Source organism: Micromonospora sp. WMMD708 (assembly GCF_049315245.1).
Classification (GTDB): Bacteria; Actinomycetota; Actinomycetes; order Mycobacteriales; family Micromonosporaceae; genus Micromonospora; species Micromonospora wenchangensis.
Window position 1 is genome coordinate 1,138,269 of sequence record NZ_CP186060.1, and the last position, 13,848, is coordinate 1,152,116.

Sequence of the window (13,848 nt, forward strand, 5' to 3'; positions counted from 1 at the left end):
CGTCACCGGTGTGACGGTGGCCCTGGTCGAGGCGTACGCGACGCTGGCCCGCCGGGTGCTCGCCGGACCGGCGCGGTTGGGGCGTACCCGACTGGTGGCCGTCGACGGACCCAGCGGCGCGGGCAAGAGCGTCTTCACCGCGCGCCTCGCGGACGCCCTGGCCGACCTGCCCGGCGGTGGGCGGCCACCGGTGGTGCACACCGACGACCTGCTCGACGGCTGGGACGACCAGTTCACCTTCTGGACCCGGCTGGAGGAACGGGTGCTCACCCCGCTGCGGGACGGGCGACCGGGCTCCTACCGGCGGTACAGCTGGGTGCGCCGGGCGTTCCTGCCCCGCGACGTGCCGGTGCCGGTCGCGCCGGTGCTGCTGCTGGAGGGGGTGAGCGCCGCGCGGGCGGCGATCCGTCCGGAGCTGACGCTGTCGGTGCAGGTCACCGCGCCGGGTCCGGTGCGGCTGCGGCGCGCGCTGGACCGCGACGGCGCGCACCTGCTGGCGGAACTGCGGCGCTGGCACGCGGGGGAGGAGGCCCACTTCGCCGTCGACCGGACCGCCGACGCGGTCGACCTGCTGGTCGACGGCGCACCGACCCTGCCGCACGACCGGGACCACTACTACGTCCGTCGTCCGGCACCCGCCGGTGCTCCCGGGCCGGCGGCCGCGGTCGGTCGCCGGTCCGGCCCGACCGCGGGTTCCGGCTCGCCGGGTGGCCCGCGGTAATGCCGGCATACGATGCCGGTCATGACCTCACCGATCATGTCCGAGTCCGAGGTACGGGCCGCCGTCGAGCGGGAACTGCCCGGGGTCCGTGCCGACCTGGAACGTCTCGTCCGCATCCCCGGCATCGCGTTCGAGGGGTTCGACCACTCGCACGTCGAGCGCTCCGCCGAGGCGGTCGCCGAGCTGCTGCGCGGCTGCGGTCTCGACGTGCGGATCGTGCGGTCGGGCGGTCAGCCCGCCGTGATCGGAACGAGGGCCGCACCGCCCGGCGCCCCCACCGTGCTCATGTACGCCCACCACGACGTGCAGCCCGTCGGCGACCTGTCGCTGTGGGAGTCCGAGCCGTTCGAGCCGGTCGAGCGGGACGGCCGCCTCTACGGGCGCGGCGCGGCCGACGACAAGGCCGGCATCATGGCGCACGTCGCCGCCCTGCGCGCCTTCGGCGACCGGCTCCCGGTCGGCGTGGTGCTGTTCATCGAGGGCGAGGAGGAGTACGGCTCCGACTCGCTGGAGCGGCTGCTCACCGAGCACCGCGACGAGATCGCCTCGGACGTCATCGTGATCGCCGACTCCACCAACTGGGACGTGGGCGTGCCGGCCCTGACCACCTCGCTGCGCGGCGTGGTCAACCTGTTCGTCGAGCTGCGCACCCTGGACCACGCGGTGCACAGCGGCATGTTCGGCGGGGCCGTGCCGGACGCGTTGACCGCGCTGGTCCGCCTGCTGGCGACCCTGCACGACGACGCCGGGGACGTGGCCGTCGAGGGCCTGACCGGCCGGGCGGGGGCCGCCGTCGACTACCCGGAGGACCGGTTCCGGGCCGAGGCCGGACTGGTCGAGGGGGTGTCGTTGATCGGCACCGGCCGGATCACCGAGCGGCTCTGGACCCGACCGGCGGTGGCGGTGCTCGGCATCGACGCCCCGGCCACCGGCGAGGCGCCCAACGCGCTGGTCCCGGCCGCGAAGGCCAAGCTGAGCGTACGGCTGGCGCCGGGCGACGACCCCAAGCGGGCGTACGACGCGGTCCGTACCCACCTGGAGCGGCACGCGCCGTGGGGTGCCCGGGTGACGGTGACCCTGGAGCACGACGGCGACCCGTGTGTCATCGACGCGTCGGGGCCGATGTTCGACGCCGCCCGCGCCGCCTTCCGGGCCGCCTGGGACGGCACCGAGCCGGTGGACATCGGCGTCGGGGGTTCGATCCCGTTCATCGCCACCTTCCAGGAGATGTTCCCGCAGGCGGCGATCCTGGTGACCGGGGTGGAGGACCCGCACGCGCGGGCGCACGGCCCCAACGAGAGCCTGCACCTCGGTGAGTTCGCCCGGGTCTGCCTGGCCGAGGCGTTGCTGCTGGCGAACGTGGCCACGCAGGGGCGACAGGCCGGTTAGGTCGCGGAACCATAACGGCGGCGTCGATGTCGCGGTTTGCGGCGTGTCGGACGGGTTCCTGGTATAGCCTTTCGAACATGCGTACGAACGACGTGATGACGCGGCTGGAAGCCGCCGTGAGCGCTCTGGGGGACGTCGACGTCTCCGCGTGGCCCGAGGACACGCTCAAGGAACAGCTCGGCGAGCTCTCGGCCGTGCTGGTCGCCCTGGACGGCGTGCTGTCCCGGGTCGCCGACGGCGTCCGCGCCCGTGGGCTGCGCATCGAGGAACCCGTCTCGGTCTGAGCCGTGGCACCGGGGGTCCACACCCGGTGCCACTGGGGAGGACGGCCGGATCGGGACGGCCCGGGTACGGCAATACCCGGGCGATGTCGGGGGTGGCTGGCAGGATGAGGTGCGTGCGGTTCCTCGACCTGGCAGCCACCTCCGCGGCCGTCGCGGCCACCACCGGCCGGCGGGCCAAGGTGGAGCTGCTGGCCGAGGCGCTGCGGGCGCTCGACCTGTCCGAGGTGTCGGTCGGCTCCGGCTACCTCGCCGGTGAGCTGCGCCAGCGGCAGACCGGCGTGGGCTGGGCCAGTCTGCGTGACCTGCCGCCTCCGGCCGCCGAGCCGACCCTGACCGTGACCGCCGTCGACGCGGCGATCGACGAGATCGCCGCCGTGCACGGGCCGGGCTCCCAGGCCCGTCGCCGGCACCTGCTCGCCGCCCTCCTCGGTGCCGCCACTGCCGACGAGCAGCGGCTACTGGTCGCACTCTTCCGTGGCGAGCTGCGTCAGGGCGCCCAGGCGGGACTGCTCGCCGACGCCGTCGCCAGGGCCGCCGAGGTCCCCGTGACGGCGGTCCGCCGCGCTCTGCTGCTCGCCGGTGACCTGCGGGCCGTCGCACTGGCCGCCCGCACCGGCGGGGCCGCCGCGCTGGCCGGGTTCGGGCTCCAGGTGGGTCGCCCGCTCGCGCCGATGCTGGCCCAGAGCGCCCCCTCGGTCGACGCCGCGCTCCAGGCCACCGGGGTGCCGGCCGTGGTCGACGTCAAACTCGACGGCATCCGCATCCAGGTGCACCGCTGCGGCGACGACGTCGCGGTCTTCACCCGAAGCCTCGACGAGATCACCGCCCGGCTGCCCGGGGTGGTCGCCGCCGTACGTGCCCTGCCGGTTCGTGACGTGGTGCTCGACGGCGAGGCGATCGGGCTGGACACCGCCGGTCGTCCGCTGCCGTTCCCGCAGACCTCCAGCCGGGCGGCCCGGCGGGCCACCGGCACCGGGGTCACCTCCGCCAGCGGCGCGGCCGACGTGGCCCCGCTGGCCGAGGCGACCGCGCTCACCCCGTACTTCTTCGACCTGCTGCACCTCGACGGCGACGACCTGATCGAGCTGCCGGGCCGGCAGCGGTGGGCCCGGCTCGCCGACGTGGTCGACGGGTCGTTGCTGGTCGGCCGGGCCGAGGTGGCCGACGCCGAGCAGGCCGGTGCGGTGTTCGCCGCCGCCATCGACGCCGGCCAGGAGGGGGTGGTGATCAAGTCGCCGGACGCGCCCTACGACGCCGGTCGACGGGGCACCGCCTGGGTCAAGGTCAAGCCCCGGCACACCCTCGACCTGGTCGTGCTGGCGGTCGAGTGGGGCAGCGGCCGGCGGGAGGGGTGGCTGTCCAACCTCCACCTCGGTGCCCGGGACCCGCACACCGGCGGGTTCGTCATGCTCGGCAAGACCTTCAAGGGCCTCACCGACGACCTGCTGCGCTGGCAGACCGAACGCTTCCTCGGGCTGGCCGTGGAGCGCGGCGACTGGGTGGTGCGGGTCCGCCCCGAGCAGGTGGTCGAGATCGCCTTCGACGGGGTGCTCGCCAGCACCCGCTACCCGGGCGGGGTGGCGCTCCGGTTCGCCCGGGTGCTGCGCTACCGCGACGACAAGTCGGCCGCCGAGGCCGACACCATCGACACGGTCCGGGCGCTGCACGCCGGGCGACCCACCGACTGAGCCGCCCCGGCGGGACGGCCGGTCAGACCGTGGACAGCGAACGGGCGTAGTTGACCTGGTTGTTGATCTGCTGCACCTGCCCCTGGTCGACCACCGGGATGCGGGCCACGTACTGGTGGCCGCCGCTGGTCACCGTGACCTGCACCATGCCGTGGTACCGGGTCTCCTTGATCAGCAGGAAGAGCAGGCTGAAGATGGTGAGGCAGAAGAAGCCGAGGATGGCGCAGACGATCGCCCAACTGGCGATCTTCTCCTCCCGCTGCCAGTGGTCGGTGACGTACCAGGTGGCACCGGCCAGGGGCAGCACCCCCGTCGGGGTATGGATGGCGGGCGGACTCACCATGATCTCGCCGATCTGCACCGCCGCCGGCTGCTGACCACCCGCCACCCCCGGAGGCGGCGGGGTGAACTGCGGCGGGTACGGCCCCGGCTGACCCACCGGCGCGGCGTACGGGTCGACCCCGGTCGGTGCCGGGAACCCCGTCGGCGGCGTCGAGAACTGCGCGGGTGGTGCGGAGAACTGCGCGGGTGGTGCGGAGAACTGCGCGGGTGGTGCGGAGAACTGTGCCGGTGGTCCCGGGTACGGCTCGGCCGCCGACGGGGTGGAGGGGTCGACCGGCACCGCCGGGGGAGGCGTGGTCGGGAACGGGGCCGTGGGGGGCGTCTGCTGCGCCGGGGCCGGGGGGAACGCCGCCGGGGTCGCCGGGAACGCCGCCGGGGACGCGGGGAACGCCGTCGGCGCCGGTGGCACGTCCGGCGACGGGGCCCAGGGATCGTAGGCGGGACTCGCCTGCGTGGGCGGACCGGAGGGGGTGGGCGGACCGGACGGGTACGACGGGGCGGGGTCGGAGGTCACCGCGACACCTCACGCGCGTTGGACATCCTGCGGACCATACAGCGTCGGTCGTCGGCCCGCGTCCCGGCGTGGTTCCGAGCCGGGGTCACGGCGGCCCGCCGAGGGCCCGGTGCGGTCACCGCCAGCCGGTCGCCCGGGCGGGCGGGTGACTCTCGTGGGTCCTGTCGAGGTGACGACGAGAACGAGTCACGACCGCCCGGGAGCGGCCGCCCGGGAGCGGTGGCCCGAATCGCGCGGCTGCGGCACCCGACCGGTTGATGTCGTGACGTCATCAGCTCGAAAGGACGCGCACCCATGGTGGGACGCCGCCCGGCTGGTGCCGGGTCGGCCGGCGGCGGGGGCGGCGCGCGTCGGCCGGGAGTCGCATCGTCTGTCCGGCGGGCACCCGACCGGGTCCGCACCGCCCGACCGGCCGGCAGGGGCACCGGGCGGTGCGGGAGCGACCGGTCAGCCGGCCCCGGGCAGTCCGGCGGGACCGGGCAGTCAGTCAGGACCGGGCAGTCCGGCGGGACCGGGCGGCGTGGACGGGCAGCTGGGCGGTCAGCCGGAGGCTGCCGGTTCGGCGGCCCGGTCCACGGGAGGCTTCGGCCCGTCCAGGCCGGCGGCCCGTCGGGCCTCCCTTCGGGCCACCCAGCCGTAGCCGAAGAGCGTCATCGCGGCGAACAACCACCACTGGACGACGTAGCCGAAGTTCTGCCAGTTGTTCGTGTGCCCGATCGGCACCGTCCGGAATGCCGGGTCGTTCGCCGGGGTCTGCTCGTCGAGCAGCAGGTACGCCCCGTGCAGCGGGTACGGCAGTTCCCGGGCCAGCTTGCCCACGGTCACCCGACGGGTCTCCAACCGGCCGTCGCGGCGGTCCACACCGTTGCCGCCGCTCTCGGTGGGGTGCACCCGGCCGACGACGGTCACCTGACCGGTCGGCAGCGCCGGCACCTCGGGCATGGCCAGCGCGCCGCCGGGCGCCGGGGGGACCCAGCCCCGGTCGACCAGCACGGCCGTGCCGTCGTCGAGCACCAGCGGGACGAGCACCTCGAAACCGACCCGGCTCTCGACCGTCCGGCCCCGGACCAGGATGACGTTCGTGGCGTCGTACCGGCCGGTGGCGGTGACCCGGCTCCACTCGGCCTGCGGGGCGGGGGCCGCGCCGACGGTGCCCGCGCCGCCGGTGGGGGCCGGCAGCGTCGACCGCAGCGGCGCGGGGGTGCCGGCGGTACCGGCATCGATCCGCTCGTTGACGGCGGTTCGTTCCCGGTAACGGTCCAGCTGCCAGTTGCCGAGCAGCACCATGACGGCGGCGGCGACCAGGGTCAGCGCCAGGATGCCCAGCCAGCGTGGGGTCAGCAGGAACCGGTACACAGCACGAGGCTACCCGTATGACCGACGCCACCCTGCGCGACGGCCCGGCACCGGCCCGTAGGGCGTCGGATCGGCTGTCTCCACCTGTCGCCGGGGGCGGGTATGGTCACGCCTGCGGATCGCCGCCGGTGCCTCCCGGCCGTCCGCGAGCCACCGCCCGTCGCCACCGAGGAGTCGATGATGACCGCCGTGCCGCGCCTCGTGTTCAGCGCGCCGTCCTCCGGTCACGGCACCAACGCGCTGTCCGTCGGTCTGCTCGCCGCGCTCGCCGACCGGGGGCTCGACGTCGCCGGTTTCAAGGTCGGCCCGGACCACGTCGACGCCGCCTACCTCGGCCTGGCCGCCGGCCGCCCCGGCCGTACCCTCGACCCCCGGCTGATCGGCGGCGACCGGCTCGGGCCCCTCTTCGCGTACGGCGCGCAGGGTGCCGCGTTGGCCCTGGTCCAGGGCACCATGGGGCTGTACGACTCGGTCGCGGGCCGCCCCGAGGCGGAATCCACGGCCGCCGTGGCGACCGCGCTGCGCAGCCCCGTCGTGCTGGTGATCGACGTGGCGGCGATGGGTCAGTCGGTGGCCGCCCTGGTGCACGGCTTCCGTTCGTACGACGAGCAGCTCTGGTTGGGTGGGGTGATCCTCACCCAGGTCGCCTCCGGCCGGCACGAGGCGATGCTCCGGGAGGCCCTCGACGACGTTGGGATGCCCGTCTACGGCGCGCTGCGCCGGCACGAACTCCCTCCGGTGCTGCCCGCCCGACGGCACGGCGTGGCGCCGGTCCTCGGCCGCGACGCCGAGGCGTCCCGGGCGGTACGCCGGCTCGGCGAGGCGGTCGCCGGGACGGTCGACCTGGAACGTCTGCTCGGGTTGGCCCGTTCCGCCCCGGCGCTGTCCGTCCCGGCCTGGTCGCCGGTGTCCGACTCCCCGGTGGCGGACGCGCCGGTGGTGGCGCTCGCCGGTGGGCCCGGCGGCAGTTACAGCCACCCGGAGACAGCCGAGCTGCTGCGGGCTGCCGGGGCCCAGGTGGTCACCGTCGATCCGCTGCGCGACGAGGCGCTGCCCGCCGGCACCCGCGCGCTGGTCGTCGGGGGAGCGCTGCCCGAGTCGTACGCGCGGGACCTGTCGGCCAACCGGCGGCTGTGCATCGCGGTGGCCGAGCTGGCCCGCACCGGCCGTCCGGTGATCGCCGAGGGCACCGGCCTGCTGTGGCTGGCCCGGGAGCTGGACGGGCTGCCGATGTGCGGGGTGCTGGACGCGATCGGCGTGAGCCGGGACGGCCTGGTGGTCGGCTACCGGGAGGCGACCGCACTGTCCGACAGCACGGTCGCCCGTACCGGTGCGACGGTGGTGGGCTACAAGCAGCACGGGGCGGTGCTCACCCCCCGGGCCGGGCAGCGGGCCGCCTGGGGTTGGGAGGGCGGCACGCCCGAGGGCTTCGTCTGGCGGGGTGTGCACGCCTCCCAGCTCGGCCTGCACTGGGCGGCGTACCCCGAGATCGCGACCCGGTTGGTGACGGCGGCGGCGCTGCCCTCGCCGGTCGAGGGCGTCGCCGCGCCGGCCTGACCGGCCCCGGTGACCGGCCCGGCGCCCCACCGGCCCCGTCTCAGCCGACGATGGCGTCCGACGGTGGGATGAACTGGCGGGTCGGTGTTCCCTTGAGGCCGTCGCGCAGGGTCTGGGCGACCGCGTTGACCGGCACCTGGGACTGCCCGTCACCGACGGCGTTGAACGGGTTGTCCGGGTCGGCGATGAAGCTCGCCGCCGCCAGTTCCGGGGTGTAGCCGACGAACCAGGCCGACCGGGTGCTGTCCGTGGTACCGGTCTTGCCGGCGACCGGGCGGCCCACCGTGCGGCGCACGCTGTCCGCCGTCGACCAGCCGCCGCAGCTTCCCTTGGCCGGGGTGTCGCCGGTGGGGCAGCGGGCGGCGTCGGTGGCGGCGCGGGCCGCGTCGGCGTTGACCACCTGCCGGCAGCGGGGCTTGGCGACCTCCCGTTCGATGCCACCGGCGGTCTTGTACGTGGCCGGGGTCCCGTCCCGGTTGGTGATCGAGTTGACCGGCATCGCCTCGCAGTACCGCCCGTCGGCGGCGATCGCGGCGTACGCGTTGGCCATCTCCAGCGGGGTGGCGTCGGAGACGCCCAGGGTGAACGCGCCCCACTTCTTCGCCTTCGCGGGTGACGCCTGCTCCTTGTCGACGTCGGTACGCCAGCGCAGGCCCAACTGCTCCGCGAGGTGCACCCCCCGGTCCGCGCCGATCTTCTCCTCCAACTGGACGAAGTAGGTGTTCACCGACTTGCCGAACCCGGACCACATGGTCTGCCGGCCGGTCATCGCCCCGCTGGCGTTGGACGGGGCCCACCCGTCGTAGACGGCGGACCTGTACCGGTACGGCGAGTCGAACGCGGTGGACAGCGGCATCCCGGCGTCCAGGGCGGCCAGCATCGGGAACATCTTGAACGTCGAGCCCGCCTGGTAACCCGGGAGGGTGCCGCCGCCGAGCAGCGGGGCGACCGTGTTCGGGTAGTTCGCCTTGGTCTTCGGATCGGCCTCGGGGTTCGAGCTGGGGCCGTTCTCGCCGACGTCGAGGGAGTAGGTGCGGTTCACCGCCATCGCCTTGATCCGTCCGGTGCCCGGTTCGGCGACCACGATCCCGTTGGCGAAGGGACTGTCGACCCGGTCCTTCGCGCCGACGTTCTTCTCGGCGGCGGCCTGGACCTTCGGGTCGAGGCTCAGCACGATCCGGTAGCCGCCCCGGCGCAGCTTGTCCATCCGTTCCAGCCGGTTCTCCCCGAACGCGGGCTGCGCGCTCCACCAGTTCTTCACGTAGTCGCAGGCGAAGCCCCAGGCGTTGTACGCGCTGGAGATCGCGGCGCAGTCGTTGGCGGGGGTGGTGGGCCGGGTCCGGATCGGTTCGCTCTTGGCCACCGCCGCGGCGTCCGGGGACAGGTAGCCGAGCTGGGTCATCTTGTCGAGCACGTAGTTGCGCCGGCCGGTGGCCTCCTTCTGGTCCGAGCTGAGCGGGTCGTACTCGGAGGGGGACTTGACCAGGCCGGCGAGGGTGGCCGCCTCGACCGGGGTGAGGGTGGCCGGGGTCTTGGAGAAGAAGATCTGCGATGCGGCGTAGATGCCGTACGCCCGGTGGCCGAAGTACGCCGAGTTGAGGTAGCGCTCCAGGATCTGGTCCTTGGTCAGCTCCTTCTCGATGTCCAGCGCCATCCGCATCTCCTTGACCTTGCGCAGGCTGGTCTGCTGGATCGCCTCCTGGACCTCCTGCGGCGTCTGCGCGCTGTCCCGCAGCGCCATCCGGACGTACTGCATGGTCAGGGTGGAGGCGCCCTGGGAGACGCCGCTGGAGCGGGTGTTGGCCACGAAGGCGCGGGCGACGCCCTTCGGGTCGACGCCCCGGTGCTGGTAGAAGCGGTTGTCTTCGGCGGCGACGATGGCCTGCTGGATGTTCGGCGACATGTCCGACAACTTGGTGTACTGCCGGTACTCCTCGTAGAACATCGTCAGGATCGTCTTGCCGTCTGGCGCGTAGAGGTAGGACGTCTCGGCGGGCATGGCGGTGCGCAGGATGTTCGTCTTGTGCTCCACGGCGTGCGCGGTGGCCTTGGCGCCCAGGCCGGTCACGGCGGCCAGTGGGTACGCCACGGCGGCGAGCACGATGCCGGCGATCAGCCCGGCACGGAGTAGCGGAACGGAACGACCGGCGGCAGCAGCAAGGGGTCGATTGCTCACGTGGTCAAGTTATGACATTTCCGATTCGTCCATGAGAAGAATTCATGAACGCCCGGGCGTTCGCCGACCGGGACCGACGGCCGTGGGTGAAGCGTCCGGTGTGCCGTGATGTGGACCACCCCGGGATCGGCTGTCCCCTGCGCCGGCTTCCCGGCAGGATCGCGGACATGCATGGGCAACTGACCGGCGTCGAGCCGTCGACCGGCCCGGGAGCCGCCGCCGGGCCGGCGACCGCACCCGGGGCGACCGTCGACGCCGAACCGGATCTCGCCCACCACGGGGACGCCGAGGCCACCCCCGGCCTGGTCGACCTGGCCGTCAACGTCCGTCGCGACCCGATGCCGGACTGGCTGGCCGACCCGCTCACCGCCGCCCTCGCCGACCTGGCGGGCTACCCCGACCCCCGGCCGGCCCGCGCCGCCGTCGCCGCCCGGCACGGCCGCCCGGAGGCGGAGGTGCTGCTCACCGCCGGTGCCGCCGAGGGCTTCGTGCTGCTCGCCCGCGCCCTGGTCGGGGTACGCCGCCCGGTGGTGGTGCACCCGCAGTTCACCGAACCGGAGGCCGCGCTGCGGGCCGCCGGCCACCGGGTCGAACGGCTCCTGCTCGATCCGGACGACGACTTCCGGCTCGACCCCGCGCGGGTGCCGGCCGACGCCGACCTGGTCATGATCGGCAACCCGACCAACCCGACCTCGGTGCTGCACCCCGCCGCCGACCTGGCCGCCCTGGCCCGGCCCGGCCGGGTGCTCGTCGTCGACGAGGCGTTCGCCGACACCACACGCATCGACGGCGTCGACGGCGAACCCGAGTCGCTCGCCGCCCGCCGGGACCTGCCCGGCCTGGTGGTGGTGCGCAGCCTCACCAAGACCTGGGGACTGGCCGGGCTGCGGATCGGCTACCTGCTCGGCGAGGCAGCCCTGCTGGAGCGGCTGGCCGCCGCCCAACCGCTGTGGGCCGTGTCCACCCCGGCGCTGGCCGCCGCCACCGCCGTCGCGTCACCGACCGGCGTCGCCGCCGAACGCGCCATCGCCGCCCGGCTCGCCGGCGACCGCGACCACCTGGTGCGCCGCCTGTCGGCCCTGCCCGGGGTACGCGTCGCGGGCCGCCCGGCCAGCGCCTTCGTCCTGGTCCACTGGCCCGGCGCCGACCGGGTACGCCGGACGTTGCGCGACCGGGGCTGGGCCGTACGACGTGGCGACACCTTCCCCGGGCTCGGGCCGGACTGGCTGCGGATCGCCGTCCGCGACCCGGCCACCACGGACGCGTTCATCGAGGTACTGGCGGAGATCCTGGAGGCATGATGCTGGAGACGACGATCGCGGAGATCGGCCCGCCCGATCCGGTGGCGATGACGGCCGCCCGGGACCTCCAGGCCCGGCTGACCAAGCCGGCCGGCTCGCTCGGCGCGCTGGAGGAGCTGTCCGTACGCCTGGCCGGCCTGGCCGGGGTCTGCCCGCCGCCGCTGCCCGAACCGGCGGCGGTGGCGATCTTCGCCGGTGACCACGGCGTGCACGCCCAGCGGGTCACCCCGTGGCCGCAGGAGGTCACCGCCCAGATGATCGGGAACTTCCTGGCCGGCGGGGCGGTGGTCAACGCGTTCGCCCGGCAGGCCGGCGCCTCGGTCACCGTGGTCGACATCGGCGTGGCCACGCCGCTGCCGTTCCCGCCCGCCGAGGCTGTGTCCGCCGACGCCCTGCCCGCCGAGGCCGTGTCCGCCGACGCCACGTCCGGCGACGCCGTGTCCAGCGACGCCGTGCCCACGCCGACCGGCACCAGCCCGGCACCGCCGCGCCTGCTCGACGCGAACGTGCGGCGCGGCACCCGGGACATGACGGTCACCGCCGCACTCACCCGGGACGAGGCGCGGGCGGCGGTCGAGACCGGCATCCGGGTCGTCGGCGAGCTGATCGACGCCGGGGCGGGCGTGCTGCTCACCGGCGACATGGGGATCGCCAACACCACGCCGGCCGCCGCGCTGGTCGCCGCGTTCACCGGGGTCGATGCGGAGGCGGCGACCGGCCGGGGCACCGGGGTGGACGACGGGACGTACCGGCACAAGGTCGACGTGGTGCGCACGGCGCTTCAGCGGCACCGGCCCGACCCGGCCGATCCGGTGGGGGTGCTGGCCGCCGTCGGGGGCCTGGAGCACGCGGCGCTGGCCGGCCTGATCCTCGGCGCGGCGGCCCGCCGGGTGCCGGTGCTGCTCGACGGGGTGATCGCGGTCAGCGCCGCGCTGGCCGCCGCCGCCCTCGCCCCCGACGCGGTCGGTGCGATGGTCGCCGGGCACCGCTCCGCCGAGCCGGGCGCCACCGTGGCGCTGCGGCACCTCGGCCTCGACCCGCTCGTCGACCTCGGCCTGCGCCTCGGCGAGGGCACCGGGGCGCTGCTGGCCCTGCCGGTGGTCGTCGGCGCGGTCCGGGTGCTGCACGAGGTGGCCACCTTCGACGCGGCGGGGGTCTCCGAGAAGTGAGCACCAGCCCCTACCCTCTCGGACTGCGGCTCGCCGGGCGGCGGGTGGTCGTGGTGGGCGGCGGTGCCGTGGCCAGCCGCCGGGTGCCCGCCCTGCTGGACGCCGGGGCCGACGTGCTGCTCGTCGCCCCCGAGGTCACTCCCGCGCTACAGGCGCACGTCGACGCCGGGCGGCTGCACTGGCGACCCCGCCGGTTCACCCCCGACGACCTCGACGGGGCGTGGCTGGTCCAGGTCGCGGTGGACGATCCGCTCGCCGCCGCCTCGGTCAGCGCCGTCGCCGCCGAACGGCGGATCTTCTGCGTCCGGGCCGACGACCGGACGGCGGCCACCGCGTGGACCCCGGCGGTGACCCGGCACGGGCCGGTGACCGTGGCCGTGCTGGGTGGGGGGGACCCGCACCGGGCGATGGGTGTCCGGGATGCCGTCCGGGAGCTGCTCGCCGCCCGGACGGGCCCCCTCGTCGACCCCGGGGAAGTCGACTCAGGCGAAGTCGACCCGGGCGAACCGGTGGCGGACGCGCCCCTCGCCGGCCCGCCGGAGCCGATGCCGGCCGGGTCCGGCGACGCCGCGACCCGACCGGGTGGCCCGGTCGGCCGGGTGTCGCTGGTCGGCGCGGGACCGGGCGACCCGGAGCTGATCACCGTCAAGGGGTGGCGGCTGCTCACCGAGGCGGAGGTGGTGGTCGCCGACCGGCTGGTGCCCGGGTTGCTCCTGGACGAGTTGCGCCCCGACGTCGAGCTGGTCGACGCCGCGAAGATCCCCTACGGGCCGTCCCGCGCCCAGGAGGAGATCAACCGGATCCTGGTCGACCGGGCGCTCGCCGGCAAGGTCGTGGTACGCCTCAAGGGTGGCGACCCGTACGTCTTCGGGCGTGGCGGGGAGGAGTTGCTGGCCTGCGCGGCGGCCGGCGTACCGGTGACCGTGGTGCCCGGGGTGACCAGCGCCGTGGCCGTGCCGGCGGCGGCCGGTGTCCCGGTCACCCACCGGGCGGTGGCGCACGAGTTCACGGTGGTCTCCGGGCACGTCGCCCCGGACTCGCCGGTCTCCCTGGTGCGCTGGGAGGCCCTCGCCGGCCTGCGGGGCACCCTGGTGGTGCTGATGGGGCTCAAGAACCTGGCCGCCATCGCCGACACCCTGACCCGGCACGGCCGGGACGCGGCCACCCCGGTCGCGGTGATCCAGGAGGGCACCACGGGCGGTCAGCGCAGCCTGCGGTCGACGCTCGGCGCGGTGGCGGCCGACGTGGTCGCGGCGGGGCTGCGCCCTCCGGCCATCGTGGTGATCGGCGACGTGGTCGACGCCCTGACGCCCTGACCTGTCGGGCCGGCCGGCCGGACCCGCGTCTTGAT

11 protein-coding genes are annotated in these 13,848 nt (G+C 75.0%); 8 read left to right on the plus strand and 3 right to left on the minus strand.

The window, feature by feature from the left end; translation table 11 throughout:
* The first annotated feature begins 10 nt into the window (after positions 1-10).
* The 4 genes from ACN260_RS05255 (at position 11) to ACN260_RS05270 (ending at position 4,082) form a co-directional block, all read left to right on the plus strand.
* Entirely contained in the window at positions 11-721 is a 711-nt protein-coding gene (locus ACN260_RS05255; RefSeq protein ID WP_422754946.1) for a uridine kinase family protein, read from the plus strand.
* Positions 722-757: 36 nt separating this feature from the next.
* The gene (locus tag ACN260_RS05260) at positions 758-2,110 is read left to right on the plus strand and encodes a dipeptidase (RefSeq protein WP_422756624.1); all 1,353 of its coding nucleotides are present in this window, start codon (positions 758-760) and stop codon (positions 2,108-2,110) included.
* A gap of 77 nt (positions 2,111-2,187) precedes the next feature.
* Positions 2,188-2,394 carry a hypothetical protein gene (locus ACN260_RS05265; protein ID WP_088646578.1) on the plus strand — a complete coding sequence of 69 codons (207 nt, stop codon included), beginning with the start codon at positions 2,188-2,190 and terminating at the stop codon, positions 2,392-2,394.
* A 104-nt stretch (positions 2,395-2,498) separates the two neighbouring features.
* Positions 2,499-4,082, plus strand: coding sequence for an ATP-dependent DNA ligase (locus ACN260_RS05270; protein WP_422754947.1), 1,584 nt, complete (start codon positions 2,499-2,501; stop codon positions 4,080-4,082).
* Between the two features lie 22 nt (positions 4,083-4,104).
* Here the strand turns inward: ACN260_RS05270 and ACN260_RS05275 are convergent, their stop codons facing one another.
* A complete protein-coding gene (locus ACN260_RS05275; RefSeq protein WP_422754948.1) occupies positions 4,105-4,938 on the minus strand; it encodes a hypothetical protein in 834 nt (277 codons plus the stop codon).
* A gap of 540 nt (positions 4,939-5,478) precedes the next feature.
* On the minus strand, positions 5,479-6,294 hold the full coding sequence (locus ACN260_RS05280) for an SURF1 family protein (protein WP_422754949.1): 816 nt from the start codon (positions 6,292-6,294) through the stop codon (positions 5,479-5,481).
* A 180-nt stretch (positions 6,295-6,474) separates the two neighbouring features.
* Here ACN260_RS05280 and ACN260_RS05285 point away from each other — a divergent pair, with 180 nt between their 5' ends.
* Complete coding sequence (locus ACN260_RS05285; protein ID WP_422754950.1) at positions 6,475-7,851, plus strand: cobyrinate a,c-diamide synthase; 1,377 nt, start codon at positions 6,475-6,477, stop codon at positions 7,849-7,851.
* Between the two features lie 40 nt (positions 7,852-7,891).
* On the opposite strand, the gene ACN260_RS05290 is transcribed toward ACN260_RS05285, so the two are convergent.
* Positions 7,892-10,027 carry a transglycosylase domain-containing protein gene (locus ACN260_RS05290; RefSeq protein WP_422754951.1) on the minus strand — a complete coding sequence of 712 codons (2,136 nt, stop codon included), beginning with the start codon at positions 10,025-10,027 and terminating at the stop codon, positions 7,892-7,894.
* Between the two features lie 167 nt (positions 10,028-10,194).
* Here ACN260_RS05290 and cobC point away from each other — a divergent pair, with 167 nt between their 5' ends.
* From cobC to cobA, 3 genes are read left to right on the plus strand one after another with little or no spacing between them, the layout of a single operon-like run.
* Positions 10,195-11,328: an Rv2231c family pyridoxal phosphate-dependent protein CobC gene (gene cobC / locus ACN260_RS05295; RefSeq protein ID WP_422754952.1), complete on the plus strand. Its 1,134-nt coding sequence runs from the start codon at positions 10,195-10,197 to the stop codon at positions 11,326-11,328.
* Complete coding sequence (locus ACN260_RS05300) at positions 11,328-12,497, plus strand: nicotinate-nucleotide--dimethylbenzimidazole phosphoribosyltransferase (protein WP_422756625.1); 1,170 nt, start codon at positions 11,328-11,330, stop codon at positions 12,495-12,497. The genes cobC and ACN260_RS05300 overlap by 1 nt, the downstream gene beginning before the upstream one ends.
* Complete coding sequence (gene cobA, locus ACN260_RS05305; protein ID WP_422754953.1) at positions 12,494-13,813, plus strand: uroporphyrinogen-III C-methyltransferase; 1,320 nt, start codon at positions 12,494-12,496, stop codon at positions 13,811-13,813. Before ACN260_RS05300 ends, cobA begins: the two co-directional genes overlap by 4 nt.
* Positions 13,814-13,848: the final 35 nt, after the last annotated feature.

Excerpts from the sequence above, each read along its gene's own strand:
- ACN260_RS05270 (WP_422754947.1), top strand. The coding sequence starts at position 2,499 with ATGAGGTGCGTGCGGTTCCTCGACCTGGCAGCCACCTCCGCGGCCGTC.
- ACN260_RS05260 (WP_422756624.1), top strand. The coding sequence starts at position 758 with ATGTCCGAGTCCGAGGTACGGGCCGCCGTCGAGCGGGAACTGCCCGGG.
- ACN260_RS05285 (WP_422754950.1), top strand. The coding sequence starts at position 6,475 with ATGACCGCCGTGCCGCGCCTCGTGTTCAGCGCGCCGTCCTCCGGTCAC.
- cobC (WP_422754952.1), top strand. The coding sequence starts at position 10,195 with ATGCATGGGCAACTGACCGGCGTCGAGCCGTCGACCGGCCCGGGAGCC.
- ACN260_RS05300 (WP_422756625.1), top strand. The coding sequence starts at position 11,328 with ATGCTGGAGACGACGATCGCGGAGATCGGCCCGCCCGATCCGGTGGCG.
- ACN260_RS05265 (WP_088646578.1), top strand. The coding sequence starts at position 2,188 with ATGCGTACGAACGACGTGATGACGCGGCTGGAAGCCGCCGTGAGCGCT.